16 protein-coding genes are annotated in these 15,992 nt (G+C 68.8%); 8 read left to right on the top strand and 8 right to left on the bottom strand.

What is annotated here, in order from left to right:
* Positions 1–196: 196 nt before the first annotated feature.
* On the top strand, positions 197–424 hold the full coding sequence (locus QQY66_RS26455; protein ID WP_301982787.1) for a serine hydrolase: 228 nt from the start codon (positions 197–199) through the stop codon (positions 422–424).
* 722 nt (positions 425–1,146) lie between these two features.
* Here QQY66_RS26455 and QQY66_RS26450 read toward each other — a convergent pair.
* Together QQY66_RS26450 and QQY66_RS26445 are read right to left on the bottom strand one after the other, a co-directional pair.
* Positions 1,147–1,332 (bottom strand): DUF397 domain-containing protein, encoded by a 186-nt coding sequence (locus tag QQY66_RS26450; protein WP_301982786.1) that lies wholly within the window; start codon positions 1,330–1,332, stop codon positions 1,147–1,149.
* A gap of 5 nt (positions 1,333–1,337) precedes the next feature.
* On the bottom strand, positions 1,338–2,225 hold the full coding sequence (locus QQY66_RS26445; protein WP_301982785.1) for a helix-turn-helix transcriptional regulator: 888 nt from the start codon (positions 2,223–2,225) through the stop codon (positions 1,338–1,340).
* A gap of 265 nt (positions 2,226–2,490) precedes the next feature.
* Between QQY66_RS26445 and QQY66_RS26440 the strand changes: the two genes are divergently transcribed.
* The 6 genes from QQY66_RS26440 to QQY66_RS26415 all read left to right on the top strand — a co-directional run bounded on the left by QQY66_RS26440 (position 2,491) and on the right by QQY66_RS26415 (position 7,029).
* Positions 2,491–2,937: an ATP-binding protein gene (locus QQY66_RS26440; RefSeq protein WP_301982784.1), complete on the top strand. Its 447-nt coding sequence runs from the start codon at positions 2,491–2,493 to the stop codon at positions 2,935–2,937.
* 64 nt (positions 2,938–3,001) lie between these two features.
* Positions 3,002–3,349 (top strand): hypothetical protein, encoded by a 348-nt coding sequence (locus tag QQY66_RS26435; protein WP_301982783.1) that lies wholly within the window; start codon positions 3,002–3,004, stop codon positions 3,347–3,349.
* Positions 3,346–3,600, top strand: coding sequence for a type II toxin-antitoxin system RelE/ParE family toxin (locus tag QQY66_RS26430; RefSeq protein WP_301982782.1), 255 nt, complete (start codon positions 3,346–3,348; stop codon positions 3,598–3,600). Before QQY66_RS26435 ends, QQY66_RS26430 begins: the two co-directional genes overlap by 4 nt.
* 113 nt (positions 3,601–3,713) lie before the next feature.
* Positions 3,714–5,255: a circularly permuted type 2 ATP-grasp protein gene (locus QQY66_RS26425; RefSeq protein ID WP_301982781.1), complete on the top strand. Its 1,542-nt coding sequence runs from the start codon at positions 3,714–3,716 to the stop codon at positions 5,253–5,255.
* Entirely contained in the window at positions 5,252–6,184 is a 933-nt protein-coding gene (locus QQY66_RS26420; protein WP_301982780.1) for an alpha-E domain-containing protein, read from the top strand. Before QQY66_RS26425 ends, QQY66_RS26420 begins: the two co-directional genes overlap by 4 nt.
* A 2-nt stretch (positions 6,185–6,186) precedes the next feature.
* Positions 6,187–7,029 carry a transglutaminase family protein gene (locus QQY66_RS26415; protein ID WP_301982779.1) on the top strand — a complete coding sequence of 281 codons (843 nt, stop codon included), beginning with the start codon at positions 6,187–6,189 and terminating at the stop codon, positions 7,027–7,029.
* Between the two features lie 40 nt (positions 7,030–7,069).
* Here the strand turns inward: QQY66_RS26415 and QQY66_RS26410 are convergent, their stop codons facing one another.
* Positions 7,070–8,176 (bottom strand): sugar ABC transporter substrate-binding protein, encoded by a 1,107-nt coding sequence (locus tag QQY66_RS26410; RefSeq protein WP_301987497.1) that lies wholly within the window; start codon positions 8,174–8,176, stop codon positions 7,070–7,072.
* Between the two features lie 295 nt (positions 8,177–8,471).
* On the opposite strand from QQY66_RS26410, the gene QQY66_RS26405 reads away from it, so the two are divergent.
* Positions 8,472–10,529: a PA14 domain-containing protein gene (locus QQY66_RS26405; protein WP_301982778.1), complete on the top strand. Its 2,058-nt coding sequence runs from the start codon at positions 8,472–8,474 to the stop codon at positions 10,527–10,529.
* A 57-nt stretch (positions 10,530–10,586) separates the two neighbouring features.
* On the opposite strand, the gene QQY66_RS26400 is transcribed toward QQY66_RS26405, so the two are convergent.
* From QQY66_RS26400 to QQY66_RS26380, 5 genes are all read right to left on the bottom strand, one after another.
* Positions 10,587–11,033 carry a helix-turn-helix domain-containing protein gene (locus QQY66_RS26400; protein WP_003999354.1) on the bottom strand — a complete coding sequence of 149 codons (447 nt, stop codon included), beginning with the start codon at positions 11,031–11,033 and terminating at the stop codon, positions 10,587–10,589.
* Between the two features lie 5 nt (positions 11,034–11,038).
* The gene (gene dnaJ / locus QQY66_RS26395) at positions 11,039–12,211 is read right to left on the bottom strand and encodes a molecular chaperone DnaJ (RefSeq protein ID WP_301982777.1); all 1,173 of its coding nucleotides are present in this window, start codon (positions 12,209–12,211) and stop codon (positions 11,039–11,041) included.
* A gap of 36 nt (positions 12,212–12,247) precedes the next feature.
* Positions 12,248–12,892, bottom strand: coding sequence for a nucleotide exchange factor GrpE (gene grpE, locus QQY66_RS26390; protein WP_301982776.1), 645 nt, complete (start codon positions 12,890–12,892; stop codon positions 12,248–12,250).
* Positions 12,889–14,736 carry a molecular chaperone DnaK gene (gene dnaK / locus QQY66_RS26385; protein ID WP_301982775.1) on the bottom strand — a complete coding sequence of 616 codons (1,848 nt, stop codon included), beginning with the start codon at positions 14,734–14,736 and terminating at the stop codon, positions 12,889–12,891. The genes grpE and dnaK overlap by 4 nt, the downstream gene beginning before the upstream one ends.
* Positions 14,737–14,830: 94 nt before the next feature.
* Positions 14,831–15,850, bottom strand: a complete 1,020-nt coding sequence (locus QQY66_RS26380; RefSeq protein WP_301982774.1) for an MraY family glycosyltransferase — start codon at positions 15,848–15,850, stop codon at positions 14,831–14,833.
* Positions 15,851–15,992 lie beyond the last annotated feature (142 nt).

The raw sequence follows: 15,992 nt of genomic DNA, 5'->3' as shown, positions 1-15,992 counted from the left end.
ACCGTCACCGCCTACCCGGCGGCACGCCCGCGTGCGCGGTACCGCCGCGCAGCGTATGAGGCCCACGGTGCGGCCCATCCCTACCTGTGTGTTCAGCGACACGGCCCCGCCGACTGTCAACGGCGGTTCACGCCGTTGACCGCTTTGTCCAGATCGCCTCGCTCACCAAGGTCATCACTGGACGGCATTGACCCGCATGGCCACGTCCGAGGTGTTGACGCTCGACGACCCTGCAGAACGGTGGCTTCCTACAGCCCCCAGAACAGGGATCACGCTCCTGCACCTCGCCCGGCACACCTCCGGTCTCCCCCGCCTGCCACCCGGTCGCCGCTCCCGCCGAGACCCGCACACGACGTTCGACCGCCCCGCGCTGGACCGACTGCTGCCCCAGCTCGACATGCTCGCTACACGACCTCCTGGCTAGGTGGAGGAGTACTCCAACTTCGGCTACGCCGTACTCGGCGCGGCCCTGACTGCCGCCGCGGGAGCGACTTACGAGGAGTGGTAACTGAGTACGTTCTGCGACCGCTCGGCATCACGGAGATAGCCGCGCGCCCCGATCCCCATCGGCGCCTGCTGGCCCCCGGGCTCTTCGGCCGACCCCGGCAGGCCGTGGACGATGGACGGCGCAATCCTGCCGGCGGGAGGCATGTGGGTCACTCCCCGTGCCGCAGCCGACCTGGTGGTACGACTTCTGGTGGAGCGTCGGCTGGGGGATCCCGCACCGGCCTGGCAGACGTCCGGTCCTTTGCGTTGGCACAACAGGGCCACACGCCATGGCTCGCTCTCCGCCGGAGCGATGGACGACGGTCGTTGGGTACTGATCCACCGCCTGCCTGAACGCCGTACCGGAAGACACGGACCGAGCGGGTATCGAGGCCCTCAAGCAAAGTCGAAGGGTTACCTAGCCCATTGCACTGGTCAATGGTGCAGTCGGCTCGGACGCGGTGCCCACCTTCGCGGCGAGGAGGGCGTCGTGGATGCGCCGGGCGGCGCCGGTCTTGCGCAACGTCAAGCGGACACCGATGCTTCACATGCGTGAGCACTTCCCCCTGGGCGAAGGACGCGGTCGAGCACAAAGACATATCCGGTGAGGTAGAAGGCTGAACTGGAGTGGAAGATGGGGCGGGCGAGGCTTGACACCCGCTAACGCCTCCCCAGATGCGCGGCGAACCCTACCCATGCCTCCGTCGCGAGCCGGAGTATCGGGCCGTCCGGGTCCTTGGAGTCCCGGACGGCGACGGTGCCGGGTATGTTGCGGGCGACTTCGACGCACTCCTGGCCAGCATCTCCGCCGCTGTAGCTGGACTTGACGAACTCGAACTCGGTCACCGGGCCTACAACTCCTTGCGAATGGTCTCGATCAGGTCGACGGCGTTGCGTTCCGCCAGCCCAACCCGCGCGATGCGCTCGAAGGTCCGGCCGTGGCGGGCGGCGTCCTCCTCGCTCTCCAACCAGAGAGTAGAAGAAGGTACGTCCATGTGTACGACATCCAACGCTGCAGGCTCGGCGAACGAGACGATGCTGAACGCCCCGATCATGCCCGGGTTGGCGCCCGCCAAGAACGGCACCACCTGGATCGTCACCGTGCTCAGAACGGCCAGTTCGAGCAGATGCCCCAGCTGTTGCCGCATCACGTCACGGCCACCGACGAGCTGACGCAGCGCCCCCTCGTGGATCACGGCCCACAGCTCCAGCGGGCGCTCCGATCGCAGTCGCGCCTGGCGGGCAAGCCTGGCTTCCACAAAGGGCTCGATATCGCTCGGGCTCTGCCACGAACCGGCGCCCACCGCCACAGCACGCGCATAGTCCGGCGTCTGCAACAACCCGGGGATGAAGGCGAGTTGCCAGGTACGAATGCTGGTGGCGATGTCCTCCAGAGCAACGTACTCGACCATGGCAGAAAGCTGCGGGTACTGATTCCACCATCCCTTGGCCTTGCGCCTTTCTCGATCGGTGCGCGCCAGCGCCAACAGCCGTTCGATCGCGGCTTCGTCGGTCTCGCCGTACAGGTGGCACAGCGCACGGATGTCCGGGTCCCGCATCGGCACGCCGCCACGCTCCATCTTGGCGACCTTGGACACAGATGCCGCCAGCACTTCGGCGGCATGAGGCTGGCGCATTCCGCATGCCTCACGCATGCGCAGCAACTCACCCCCCAGTCTGCGAGCGAGCACTGTTGACACGACCTTGCCGCGATCAGGGTCCCGGTCCCTGCCTGTCATCCCGTCTCTCCTGCCTTTGAGTTGGCCACAGTCCGCGGCGACACCGTACTGCAAGCAAGTCAGTTCGAGTGCATCTTTCTGGCAAGCGACTTGCTGGCATCCCATCGCAAGCACTACCGTCAGTACTCAATCGCCCACTCAACGACACCAGTTGGCGGAAGCGCACCATGCTGCCCACCCCAGGGCCGTACGGCGAAGCCACCTCCCCCCACCCACCTGGCGTCCACCCCGGGCACTCCGGCCCTGTACAAGGAGGTGCGCTCCCGTGACCGACTCCTGTCCTCCCCACCACCTCAAAAGCCCCAAGCCATACGACCGCCACGACGCTGTCAGCTATCCGCCGTTCCCCCGCAGCATCCCCCTCGCCCGCAGTCACGTGGCCCAACTAGCCGTTGACTGGGGCCACCCCCACGCCGCCAGCGACGCGGCGCTGCTGGCAAGCGAGTTGTGCACGAACGCTCTGCTGCACGGGTGTCTGCGGGACCGTCTGTTCCGGGTGGAGACGTCCCTCACCGGCACCGCCCTGCGCGTCGCCGTGACCGACCCGCGAAGCGAGCGACTCCCGTACTCCCGCCCTTCCACCGCCGATGACCAGTTCGGCCGGGGCCTGCTCATCGTCCACACACTCGCCGACCGCTGGTCCGTGGAGACGCTCACCGTGGGCAAGACGGTCTGGGCGGAGCTGGACCTTCGGGGTGTGCCGGATGCGTAATCTGCTCGGCCGTCTGCGAAGGTGCCGCAGCGGTACCTTGGCCGCACGGCGAAAGGAGACGCGCATGGCGATGGAGTGGCAGGACGCGGTGACCGAGGCCCAGGAAGCCACCGGATTCAGCGGAGAGGTCGTCCCGCACACCGTCGACGGAATCGGATCCGCCCTGCGACTCGACCACCGCGCCGACTTCTACACGGAGCTGGGCGCCCTGGCCGACTCCGGCGGCTTCGACGCGTTCCTCAACCACTGGTGGACCCAGGCACTCGCCGACTCGGCGGCGGACGAGGACGCACGCCAGCAAGCGATCGACTTCGCCGACGTGACCGTGTCCCTGTACGCACGAGCCACGGGCGGCCCCACGACCACCCAGGCCGAGATCGAAGCCCTCGTCACCGGAGCGGAAGCCTCTTGAGCTACACCATCATCTGGGAAAGGTCCGCTTCCGACGGCCTCAAGCGGCTCAGGACCCGTGACGGGGACGCCGTGAAGCCTCTCCTCAAAGCGATCAACGCGCTTTCCGACGATCCGGAGCCCGCCGCGAGCAGCAAGCTGGGCAGCACCAGCCTGCGGAGGTTACGCGTCGGCGCCTACCGGGCCACCTACGAGATCGAGGGCTCCACGGTATCGATCAAGATCCTCATGGTCGGCAGCACCCCTCTTTGACCACAGCAAAGACACGGGCTGCCTCCAGGCCCGCCGGGAGCGCGGTTCACCGCGTGAGCTGCCCGAAATCACCGGGTGATCGTCGCGTTACGTACCGCCCTTAACGTCCCTCCATGGCGGACATATTTGACGCATACGCGTTGGCCGATGCGTGGGACGAGATGTTTGTGCGGCCGGGTGAGGTCAGGACCGCCTATGAGCCGGTGCTGGCGGCTCTGCAGCCGATCGAGCCGAGTGAGCTGCGGTTCCGGGCGGACCAGATGGCACGGGCGTTCACCGACCGTGGGGTGACCTACGCCTTCGCGGGCGAGGAACGGCCCTGGCCGCTGGATCTCGTGCCCAGGATCCTCGACGCCCTGGAATGGGACCTCATCCAGCGCGGGGTGGCGCAGCGTGTGCGTGCCCTGGAGGCCTACCTCTCCGATGCCTACGGGCACTGCCGCGCCTTCGAGGACGGTGTGGTGCCCTGGCGGCTGCTGCTCAATTCCGCTCATTTCCACCGGGCGGCCCACGGGGTCGAACCACCCGGCGGGGTGCGCATCCATGTCGCCGGTATCGACCTCGTACGGGACGAGGCCGGGGACTTCCGGGTGCTCGAGGACAATGTGCGGGTCCCGAGCGGGGTGTCGTACGTCATCGAGAACCGCCGGGCGATGACCAGGATCTTCCCCTCGCTCTTCACGGAGCAGCATGTGCTGCCGGTGGACGGGTACGCGCAGCGGCTCCTCGCCGCGCTGCGGGTCGCGGCACCGGGCGGCACGGTCGACCCCCGGGTCGTCGTCCTCACCCCCGGTCCCAGCAACGCCGCCTACTTCGAGCACGCCCTGCTCGCCCGGCTGATGGGGGTGCAGCTGGTCGAGGGACACGACCTGGTCTGCCGGAACAACCGGGTCTGGATGCGGACCACGCGCGGCGAGGTGCCCGTCCATGTCGTATACCGGCGGCTCGACGACGACTTCCTCGATCCGCTGCACTTCCGGCCCGATTCGGTGATCGGCTGCCCCGGCATCCTGAGCGCCGCCATGGCGGGCAACGTCACACTCGCGAACGCCGTGGGCAATGGGATCGCGGACGACAAGCTGCTGTACACGTACGTCCCGGATCTCATCCGCTACTACCTCGGTGAGGAACCGATTCTCCCCAACGTCGAGTCCTACCGGCCCGACGAACCAGGGCAGTTGGAGGCGGTCCTCGACCAGATCGACCAGTTGGTCGTGAAGCCGGTCGACGGAGCCGGCGGGCAGGGCATCGTCATCGGGCCGAAGGCCGACCCCGAGACCCTGGAGCGGACCCGGAAGGCCGTCGCCGCCGACCCCCGCGGCTGGATCGCCCAGCGTCCGGTCGCCCTGTCCACCTCCCCCACCCTCGCGGGCGAGCGGATGGCGCCGCGCCACATCGACCTCCGCCCCTTCGCCGTCAACGACGGCAACGACATCTGGGTGCTCCCCGGCGGCCTCACCCGGGTCGCCCTCCAGGAGGGCAACCTGATCGTCAACTCCAGCCAGGGCGGCGGCTCCAAGGACACTTGGGTGCTGGCCGAGGGCCCCGCCGACGGCCCCGCCCCGGCGCCCGCCGCCGGCCTCCCGGACGTGGCACCCCGCCAGCTCGGACCCGACGGCTCCCCCACCGTCGTACAGGAAGGGGCGCAGCAGTGAACGACGTGATCCTGTCCCGGATAGCCGAGGCGCTGACCTGGACCGGCCGCTATGTCGAGCGGGCGGACGCCACCGGGCGCATCCTCGACGCGTATCTGCACCGCATGCTGGAGGACCCCTGGCGCGACGAGGACGCGGCCTGCCGGTCGCTGTACGCGATCCTCGGCGTCGACGCGGGCGACGAGCGCGTCGACATGCAGCAGGTCCTGGACCAGCTGGCGTTCGACGCCCACTCGACCTGCTCCATCGAGGGCGCGCTGGGCGCGGCCCGGCTGAACGCGCGCAGCGCGCGTGAGGCGGTGTCCTCCGAGATGTGGGAGTGCCTCAACGCGACCTGGCACGCGCTCGGCGAACAGCGGCGCGCGGCCCTCCGTACCGGCCCGTACGCCTATCTGGAGCTGGTCCGCAGCCGGGCCGCCCTCTTCTTCGGGCTCGCCGACTCCACCATGAGCCGGGACGACAGCTGGCGTTTCGTCGTGCTGGGCCGGAGCCTGGAGCGGGTGGACATGACGGTACGGCTGCTGTCCGTGCGCGTGCTGGACGCCGCCCACGCCCCGGACTGGACGACGCTGCTGAGCGCGAGCGGCGCGGACGAGGCGTACGCACGCGTGCACACCGGTTTCGGCGACAGCCCGCGGGTCGCCGAGTTCCTGCTGCTGGACCGGGCCTTCCCGCGCTCGGCACTGCACGCGCTGACGACGGCCGAGGAGTGCCTGACGGCGCTGGGCCGCCCCCGCCAGGACCCGGCGCGCCGCCCGATCGGGCGGATGCGCACCCGCCTGGAGTATCTGGACTCCCATGCCCTGGAAGAGCAACTACCCCTGTTGCTGGGCGACTTGCGGAAGTCCTGCATGGCCTCCGCCGAAGCGGTGGCGGATCGGTTCTTCCCGTACCAGGGGCCCGTCGAGTGGGCCCAGGAAGGGGCGTGAGCATGACCCGCCGCCTCCGCATCAAGCACATCACCAAGGTCTCGTACGCCCAGCCGGCCGCCTCGTCCCACAACGAGGTCCGCATGACCCCGCTGACGCTGCCCGGCCAGACCACCCTGGACGCCCGCGTCAGCATCGCCCCGGCGACGGCGACCTGGTCGTACTGGGACTACTGGGGCACCCAGGTGACCGGCTTCGACCTCATGGACCCGCACGCCGACGTCACGATCACGGCGTCGAGCCTCGTCGAGACGGCCCCGACGGAGCCCCTGCCCGACGCCCCCGACTGGACCGGGATAGCGGCGCGCACAGCCAACTCCCGCCTCCTTGAATTCGCGAACGCAACGAGTCGTACGACCGTCCCGGCGGAGCTGGTGGAGCTGGCGAGGGAGGCCTCCGCCGGCCTCGACCCGCACCGGACGGCGATCGCGGTGTCCGGGCTGGTCGCCGACCGGGTCTCCTACATCCCCGGCGCCACCGGCGTGAACACCTCGGCCGCCGAGGCCTGGGAGCAGGGCGCCGGCGTCTGCCAGGACATCGCCCACGTCACCATCGCCCTCCTCCGCGCCATCGGCCTGCCCACCCGTTACGTCTCCGGCTACCTCCACCCCGAACGCGAGGCCGAACTGCACCGCCCGGTGGCCGGGCAGAGCCACGCCTGGATCGAGTACTGGGCAGGCGACTGGTCCGGCTACGACCCCACGAACCGCACCAGGACCGACGAGTCCCACGTGGTCGTGGGCCGGGGCCGCGACTACGACGACGTGACGCCGCACAAGGGCATCTACCGGGGCGTGGCGGGCGGCCCGCCGGAGGTGACGGTGGAGTTCACCAGGGTGGGATGAGCCGACGGGAGGGCCGGGTGCTCCGGCCCTCCTCCCGGGATCAGCCCAGGTTGATCTCCTCGCACGCGCTCTTCAACTTGCTCGTGCAGATGTCCGACAACTGGTAGATGTCGTCGGCGATGACCGTGTCCTTGATGTTCTTCTTCGTCAGGGCGACGACAGAGACGAGCTGAGCGGGAATGTCCTTGTTCGTCGGGCTGTCGACCTTGTCACGGGTGAGGGCGTCGAACTGGATGTCCTTGCCCTGGATCTTGGCGACAGCCATCTCCGCCGCGGCCTCGGCCTCCTGCGGGTACGACTTGTAGACGCTCATGTACTGCTCGCCGGTGATGATCCGCTGCACGGCGGCCAGCTCGGCGTCCTGTCCGGTCACCGGCGGCATGTCGGTGACGCCCGCGTCCTTCAGCGCGGCGATGATGCCGCCGGCCATGCCGTCGTTGGCGGAGTAGACACCGGCGATGTTGTTCACGCCGATCTTGTCGATGGCCTGCTTCATGTTGGCCTCGGCGTTCTCCGGCTTCCAGTCCTTGGTGTCGAAGGACTCCTCGATGTCCACCTTGCCGGTCAGCTCGTCGAGCGCACCCGCCTTGAACTGCTTGGCGTTCGGGTCGGTGAGCGAGCCGTTCATCATGACGATCTTCTTCGAGGTGTCCTCGCCGTTGCCCAGCGCCTCGACGAGGGTGCGGCCCTGGACCTCGCCGACCAGCGAGTTGTCGAAGGAGATGTACGCGTCGATCGGGCCCTCGGCCAGCCGGTCGTAGGCGATGACCGGGATACCGGCCTCCTTGGCCCTCTTCACACCGTCCGCGATGGCGTGCGAGTCGACCGCGTCCAGCAGGATCACATCGACCCCGTCGTCGATCATCTTCTGCAGCTGGCCCGCCTGCTTGTCGGCGCTCGCCTCGGCGTTGGCGTACTCGACCTTGCCCTGGTTCCGGGTGAGCGCCTCGACCTTCTTCTTGATGATCGGGTAGTCGAAGCTCTCGTAGCGGGAGTTCTCCTTCTCGGGCAGCAGCAGCCCCAGGGTGATGTCGTTGCCCTTGGTCGGGCTCGCGTCACTGGCCTCGCCTGATGCGTTGAGTACGCCGCAGGAGGCGAGCGACAGGGTCATCGTGGACGCGGCCACAGCTATGGCGGTACGACGCATGAAGGTGCTCACTTCTGGTGTCTTCCGGACGTGGGCGCAGCATTGCGACCCAGGTGACTGAAAAGCCAACGCGTCCGCGCCCGCCTGCGTCAAGCAAAACTACTTAACGAGATGGCAACATCACCCTCCGCTTCACCTGTGAAGACCTGGGATATTCGCCTCCAAACCCCCTTTACGCACCCTCCATTTGACGCACCCCAAGCAGTGATTGAGATCCGTACAACCAACTCCATTCCTCGCGAGTCGTGATCACGGCAGCCTTTTTCCGTCGTTCCGATCACGACCCGAGGACCGAATGAACTCAGCCAGACGCGCGACGACCGCGACCGCAGTCGCGCTCGCCACCGCCGGCGGCCTCCTCTCCACCGTCACCCCCGCCTCCGCCGCCGTCAGCTGCGCCTCCCCCGTCTTCAAGCGGCAGTTCTTCGCGAACACCGTCTTCTCGGGCTCCCCGAAGAAGACCGACTGCGACAGCGTGATCGACCAGGACTGGGGCACGGGCGCTCCCGTCACCGGCCTGCCGAGCAACAGCTTCGGCGTCCGCTGGACCGTCACCCGCGACTTCGGTTCCGGCGGGCCCTTCGCGCTCAACGTCTCGGGTACGGACGGGATCCGTGTCTACCTGGACGGCGTCCGGAAGATCAATCTCTGGTCGAACACGACGAGTTCACGGGCCAAGGCCCTGAACCTCACGATCCCCAAGGGCAAGCACTCCCTGCGGATCGACTACGTCAACTGGACCGGCGCCGCCAAGGTCAAGTTCACGTACACGCCGAGGACTTCGGCGAGCGTCGACAAGGTCAAGCCGCTTGTCCCCACCGGGGTCTCCGTCGCGTACGACCCGAAGACGGGCCAGGCCAAGCTGACCTGGGCGAAGAACAAGGAGATGGACCTCGCGGGGTATCAGGTCTACCGGCGCCCGAAGGGATCGCCCTACGGCAGCAAGCCACTCACGACGACCACCTCCACCTCGTACACCGACACCGGTCTCCCGAAGTCGGGCGCGGCGTACTACTACGAGGTCCGCGCCTACGACAAGGCAGGCAACGTCTCGACGGGCACGGCCGATCAGCTGGTCACCACGGTGGACCGGATCGCGCCGACCGTCCGTGATCTGAAGGTCAACGGCGAGTCCTCCCTGGACGGGGTGTCCCTCTGGTGGATGTCCGAGGGGGCGCAGACGACCCGGCTGCTGAGGTCCGCTTCGCCTGACGGGCCGTTCGAGGTGGTCACGGGCAACTGGGGCAACTCGGCGACCGACGCCACCGCCCCGTACGGGGAAACCTCCTACTACAAGGTCGCGGTGTCGGACGCTGCGGGCAACACCGCGTACTCGTCGGTCGTGTCGTTCGCCCGGCCGCTCGCCGTGCCCTACTTCTGGAAGGCGGACAACCGCCCGGAGGACGGCGGCGGCGTCGATCTGCGCTGGGACGTGTCGCCCTACGCTCCGACCGAGTTCAGGGTCCACCGCGAGGAGCGCCGCTTCAACTCCGCGACCGGCACCTTCGCCACCGTCGACTCCCGGGTGGTGCCCTGCGACCCGAAGCTCACGGACACCGCGTACGGCACCCGCCACAGCTACACCTGCACCGACACCACGGTCGTACCGAGCCCGAACGACGGGTTCTACATGTACTGGGTGACCACCGTCGACGCGCTCGGCCGGGAGTCGGCGCCGTCCGGCGTCATCCAGCACGGCTACGGCGACGCCACCGCCCCGCCGGCCGTCACCGGGTTCACGGCCACCGCCACCGAGTACGGCACGGTCCTGGACTGGGAGGACAGCCCGGTGGCCGACCTGGCCGGCTACAACGTCTTCCGGCTCAGCACGGTCGACGACGGCACCGTCACCACGTCTGTGGGCTGGGTCGAGCCGGGAAGCAGTCGGTTCGTCGACATGGAGAACCTCCAGGACGGCGAGACCCACACGTACTTCGTGGACGCGGTGGACACCTCGAACAACTCCATCCACACGTCGGCAGGCGACCCCTACGAGGTGACGCACACCACGGTCACCGAGTACGACCTGCGGCCCACCGTGGAGACCCCCGCCGACTGGCTAGTCAGCGTGAACGCCGAGGCTGCCGGCGGCGGGACCGGGGTCGATCTCACATGGGACCTGTCCAGCTCGTACTACGGCGACGACATCACCGGCTACCGGGTCCACCGCTGGAACCCGGCCACCGCCGCCTACGAGCCGCTGACCGCCGACCCGGTGACCGGCATGTCGTACACCGACACCACGGCCGCCGCCGGCACCACCCACTTCTACTGGGTGACCGCCCTGCACGCCGACGGCACCGAGTCCAAGCCCGGCGACGCGTGGATCGCCCTGGCGCCCCGGGCCGGGTGACAGCACGGCGAAGGGGCCCGGAGGACGAACCTCCGGGCCCCTGATGCGTGAGTCTGCCTAGTCCTTGGCCTTCTTCGGCCGCCACACCACCAGCGCGCTCGTCTGCTGTACCTCCTGGTACGGCACCAGATCGCGGCGGTACGACGCGTGCACCGCCGCCTCGCGCTGCTGCATCGCCGCAGCCGCGCCGTCCAGGGCCGCCTGGAGTTCCGCGACCCGGGACTGCAGGGCGGCGACCTGGTTCTCCAGTTCGATGATGCGCTTGATGCCGGCGAGGTTGATGCCCTCGTCCTGCGACAACTGCTGCACGGTGCGGAGCAGTTCGATGTCGCGGGCCGAGTAGCGGCGGCCCCGGCCGGCGGTGCGGTCCGGGGAGACCAGGCCCAGGCGGTCGTACTGACGCAGCGTCTGCGGGTGCAGGCCGGACAGCTGGGCCGCCACCGAGATGACGTAGACCGGGGTCTCCTCGGTCAGTTCATACGGGTTGCGTCGACGGCCGTCCATCTCCATCAAGCTCCCTTCGCGGCCTGGAACAGCTCCGCCCGCGGATCCTCACCCGCGGTCGCCTCGCGATACGCCTCGAGCGCGTCACGAGCCTTCCCCGTCAGGTCCTTCGGAACACTCACCTCGACGGTGACCAACAGATCGCCGCGCGTGCCGTCCTTGCGGACCGCGCCCTTGCCCCGCGCCCGCATGGTGCGGCCGTTGGGCGTGCCCGGCGGCAGCTTCAGGGTGACGGGAGGGCCGCCCAGCGTCGGGACCCGGACCTCTCCGCCCAGCGCCGCCTCGGTGAACGTCACCGGGACGGTGACGGTGAGGTTGTCGTCCTTGCGGCCGAACACCGGGTGGGCGTCGACATGGACGACCACGTACAAGTCGCCTGCCGGGCCGCCCCGTTCACCGGGTGCGCCCTTGCCGCGCAGGCGGATGCGCTGTCCGTCCGACACCCCGGCCGGGATACGGACCTGCATGGTGCGCGACGACTTGGCGCGGCCGCTGCCCTTGCAGACCTCGCAGGGGTTCTCCGCGATCAGGCCGCGGCCCTTGCAGTCCGGGCAGGGGTCGGTGAGCGAGAAGCCGCCGCCCGAACCCCGGGCCACCTGGCCGGTGCCCACGCAGGTCGGGCAGACCCGCGGGTTGCCGTTCGCGTCGCCGGTGCCCGAGCAGGCCTTGCAGGGTGACTGCGAGGACATCCGCAGCGGGACCGTCGCGCCCTCGATCGCCTCGGTGAAGCTGAGGGTGACCTCGGACTCGATGTCCTGGCCGCGTCGCGGCTGGGTGCGCGTGGTGGCGCCGCCTCGGTTGAACAGGCCCCCGAAGACATCACCGATTCCGCCGCCGAAGCTTCCGGAACCCCCGCCCTGGGGGGCGCCTCCGAAGAGGTCGCCCAGGTCGAAGTTGAAGTTGCCGCCGCCCGTGCCCGGCCCCGGGCGGAATCCGCCGTTGCCGAAGAGGGCGCGTGCCTCGTCGTACTCCTTGCGCTTCTTGGGGTCGCCGAGTATGTCGTTCGCCTCGGAGATCTCCTTGAAGCGCTCCTCAGCCTTGGCGTTGCCCTTGTTGGCATCCGGGTGATACTCGCGGGCGAGCTTCCGGTACGCCTTCTTGATCTCGGCCTCGGTGGCGTCCTTGGGGACGCCGAGGACCTTGTAGTAGTCCTTCTCGATGAAGTCCTTGGTGCTCATCCTCGACGTCCCTCCTCTCTCGTCGTCAGTTCAACGTCAGCCCTCGTCCGGGCCACCGTTCTCCTTGTCGTCGCCGGCCTCGGCCTCTTCGGCCTTGACTGTCTGGGCGCCCGGCTGCGGCTCGGCGACCGCCACCCGCGCGGGGCGGATGGTGCGCTCGCCGATGCGATACCCCGGCTGGAGGATCGCGACGCAGGTCGTCTCGGTGACGTCCGGCGCGTAGGAGTGCATCAGCGCCTCGTGGATCGTCGGGTCGAAGGGCTCGCCCTCCTTGCCGAACTGCTGCAGTCCCATCTTCGCCGCGACGGTCTCCAGCGACTCCCCGACGGACTTGAATCCGCCGACGAACTCGCCGTGGTCCCGGGCGCGGCCGATGTCGTCGAGCACGGGCAGGAGTTCGGTCAGGAGGTTCGCGATGGCGATCTCCTTGACCGCGATCCGGTCGCGCTCGACCCGGCGGCGGTAGTTCGCGAACTCGGCCTGGAGCCGCTGGAGGTCCGCCGTGCGCTCACTGAGCGCCGTACGCGTCTGGTCCAGCTGGGCCAGCAGGCCCGCATCTGCGTTCACGTCCCCGGCCGGGGCCGCTCCCTCTTCGGGAGCGGCCTGCGGCTCGGCGTCGTCGGGGGTCGCGCCGGAGGGGACGTCGGGCTTCTCTTCGAAGCCCGGGGTCTCCTCGGTCACGCCGCACCGTCCTTGCGCTCGTCGTCCACGATCTCGGCGTCCACGACGTCGTCGTCAGCCTTGGCGCCGCCGGCCGTGGCACCCTCGGGACCGCCCGCGGCCTGCGCGGCCTGGGCGTCGGCGTACATGGCCTGGCCGAGCTTCTGCGAGACGGCCGCGACCTTCTCGGTGGCCGTGCGGATGACGGCGGTGTCCTCGCCCTTGAGGGCTTCCTTCAGCTCCTCGACGGAGGCCTCGACCTCGGTCTTGATCTCGCCGGGGACCTTGTCCTCGTTGTCCTTGAGGAACTTCTCCGTCTGGTAGACGAGTTGCTCGCCCTGGTTGCGGGACTCGGCGGCCTCGCGGCGGGCGTGGTCCTCCTCCGCGTACTTCTCGGCCTCCTGGCGCATCCGGTCGACCTCGTCCTTCGGCAGCGAGGAGCCGCCGGTGACGGTCATCTTCTGCTCCTTGCCGGTGCCGAGGTCCTTGGCCGTGACGTGCATGATGCCGTTGGCGTCGATGTCGAAGGCGACCTCGATCTGCGGGACACCGCGCGGGGCCGGGGGAAGGCCCGTGAGCTCGAACATCCCGAGCTTCTTGTTGTACGCCGCGATCTCGCGCTCGCCCTGGTAGACCTGGATCTGCACGGACGGCTGGTTGTCCTCGGCCGTCGTGAAGATCTCGGAGCGCTTCGTCGGGATCGTCGTGTTGCGCTCGATCAGCTTGGTCATGATGCCGCCCTTGGTCTCGATGCCGAGGGACAGCGGGGTGACGTCGAGGAGCAGGACGTCCTTGACCTCGCCCTTGAGGACACCGGCCTGCAGGGCGGCGCCGATGGCGACGACCTCGTCCGGGTTGACGCCCTTGTTGGCGTCCTTGCCGCCGGTCAGCTCGCGCACGAGCTCGGCGACGGCGGGCATACGGGTGGAGCCACCGACGAGGACGACGTGGTCGATCTCGTTGATGGAGACGCCGGCGTCCTTCATCACGTTGAAGAACGGGGTCTTGCAGCGCTCCAGCAGGTCGGCCGTCAGCTGCTGGAACTGAGCCCGGGTGAGCTTCTCGTCCAGGTGCAGCGGGCCCTCGGCGGAGGCGGTGATGTACGGCAGGTTGATCGAGGTCTCGGTGGAGGAGGACAGCTCGATCTTGGCCTTCTCGGCGGCCTCGCGGAGGCGCTGGAGGGCCATCTTGTCCTTGCCCAGGTCCACGCCGTGGCCGGACTGGAACTGCTGGACCAGGTAGTCGACGATGCGCTGGTCCCAGTCGTCACCACCGAGGTGGTTGTCACCGTTGGTGGCCTTCACCTCGACGACGCCGTCGCCGATCTCCAGCAGGGACACGTCGAAGGTGCCGCCGCCGAGGTCGAAGACGAGGATCGTCTGGTCGTCCTTGTCGAGGCCGTACGCGAGAGCGGCGGCCGTCGGCTCGTTGACGATACGAAGGACGTTGAGACCGGCGATCTCACCGGCTTCCTTGGTCGCCTGACGCTCGGAGTCGTTGAAGTACGCGGGGACGGTGATGACGGCGTCCGTCACCTTCTCGCCCAGGTAGGACTCGGCGTCACGCTTCAGCTTCTGCAGGATGAACGCGGAGATCTGCTGGGGGTTGAAGTCCTTCCCGTCCAGCTGGATCTTCCAGTCCGTGCCCATGTGGCGCTTCACGGAGCGGATGGTCCGGTCCACGTTGGTGACCGCCTGGCGCTTGGCCACCTCGCCGACGAGCACCTCGCCGTTCTTCGCGAAGGCGACGACGGACGGCGTGGTCCTGGCGCCCTCGGCGTTGGTGATGACGGTGGGCTCGCCGCCCTCCAGAACGCTGACGACGGAGTTAGTCGTGCCCAGGTCGATGCCGACCGCACGTGCCATGGTTGATTCCTCCAGCTGACTTGAGTGGAACGGACTCAAGTGTGCATGACGCCTTCCCCGCGGTCAACAGACCTGAGTCTGTGAGGCTCAACTCTTATCCGTTCCTTACACGCAACTGGGTCGTGACCTGCGGTGACGCAGACCGACGAGGCCCGTACACCGGCACCCCGAGCAGCCCCACCACGACCACCACGGCACCCCCGGCCACCCACACCACCGCGGATTCGCCCACCCACCCCACATGCACCAGCACCCCGACGGCCACCGCCGAGAACGCGCAGAGGGCCAGGATGACCACCGCCCCCTGCGGGGTGAGCCCGAGCCGCCGCAGCCGGTGCGCGAGATGGTCGGGCCCGCGCCGCAGCAGGGGCCGCCCGGCGAAGCGGCGGGACAGCGTCACGAGCACGACATCGGCGCCCGCGACGGCGGCGAGGGCGAACAGCACGCCCGCGTCGGACAACGGATCGCCGCCCGCCCGCGTGAACACGGCCGTCGAGGCGAGCAGGAACCCGGTGAACAGCGACCCGCACGAACCGAGTGCCACGCGCGCGGGCGGCCAGTTGTGCATGAGGAACCCGGTCAGCGCGGCGGCCAGCACGCTCAGCAACACCGCCAGCCCGTCCATGACTTCGGCAGCGGCGATGGCCCCGGCCCCGAAGGCGGTCACCACCCCGACGGTCCCCGCCAGCGCGTCCGCGTGATCGAGCGCCCGGAACCCGACAGCCACGAAGACGATCCAGCCGACGGCGAGCACACCGACGAAGGGCCCGGTCTCGCCGTACGGCACCACGCAGGCCGCCGCGATCGCCGTACCGCCGACCAGGAACCGCAGCTTCACCCGCCGGAAGTCGGCGATCAGCCCGAGCCCGGCGACGACGGCGGCGGCCACGACCAGCCCGCCGACCCCGTCCCCCAGGGGCGCGTACCGCGTCCAGTTCCCCGCGCCGGCCACTGCACAGGTCGCCACCACGACGGCCACCCCGCCGACCACGGGCACGGGTCGCTGCCACCGCCGGTCGAGGAGCCCGATCCGCTGGGCGGGCAGCCGGAACAGGGCGGCGAGGACGGCGGCGAGAAGAAAGGCGGCGGAGGCGGCGAGGATCCCGTAGATCACCCTCTTAAATTAGTCATGAATTGCCCTAATTATCATGAATAACACGGTCGACTCCTGAGGCAACCCTCAGCGACGCAGATCACCGCACGCCCGGCTACAGTGCGGCGCAAGATAGGGGTAGTCTCGGGGACTGATTAAGTTA

It is taken from the genome of Streptomyces sp. DG2A-72 (assembly GCF_030499575.1).
GTDB lineage: Bacteria > Actinomycetota > Actinomycetes > Streptomycetales > Streptomycetaceae > Streptomyces.
This window is presented reverse-complemented; position numbering and strand designations above follow the sequence as displayed.

Coding starts and splice junctions, on each gene's coding strand:
- QQY66_RS26435 (WP_301982783.1), top strand. CDS start 3,002: ATGGCGATGGAGTGGCAGGACGCGGTGACCGAGGCCCAGGAAGCCACC.
- dnaJ (WP_301982777.1), bottom strand. CDS start 12,211: ATGAGCACCAAGGACTTCATCGAGAAGGACTACTACAAGGTCCTCGGC.
- QQY66_RS26445 (WP_301982785.1), bottom strand. CDS start 2,225: ATGACAGGCAGGGACCGGGACCCTGATCGCGGCAAGGTCGTGTCAACA.
- QQY66_RS26425 (WP_301982781.1), top strand. CDS start 3,714: ATGGCGGACATATTTGACGCATACGCGTTGGCCGATGCGTGGGACGAG.
- QQY66_RS26410 (WP_301987497.1), bottom strand. CDS start 8,176: ATGCGTCGTACCGCCATAGCTGTGGCCGCGTCCACGATGACCCTGTCG.
- QQY66_RS26400 (WP_003999354.1), bottom strand. CDS start 11,033: ATGGACGGCCGTCGACGCAACCCGTATGAACTGACCGAGGAGACCCCG.
- dnaK (WP_301982775.1), bottom strand. CDS start 14,736: ATGGCACGTGCGGTCGGCATCGACCTGGGCACGACTAACTCCGTCGTC.
- QQY66_RS26405 (WP_301982778.1), top strand. CDS start 8,472: ATGAACTCAGCCAGACGCGCGACGACCGCGACCGCAGTCGCGCTCGCC.
- QQY66_RS26415 (WP_301982779.1), top strand. CDS start 6,187: ATGACCCGCCGCCTCCGCATCAAGCACATCACCAAGGTCTCGTACGCC.
- QQY66_RS26455 (WP_301982787.1), top strand. CDS start 197: ATGGCCACGTCCGAGGTGTTGACGCTCGACGACCCTGCAGAACGGTGG.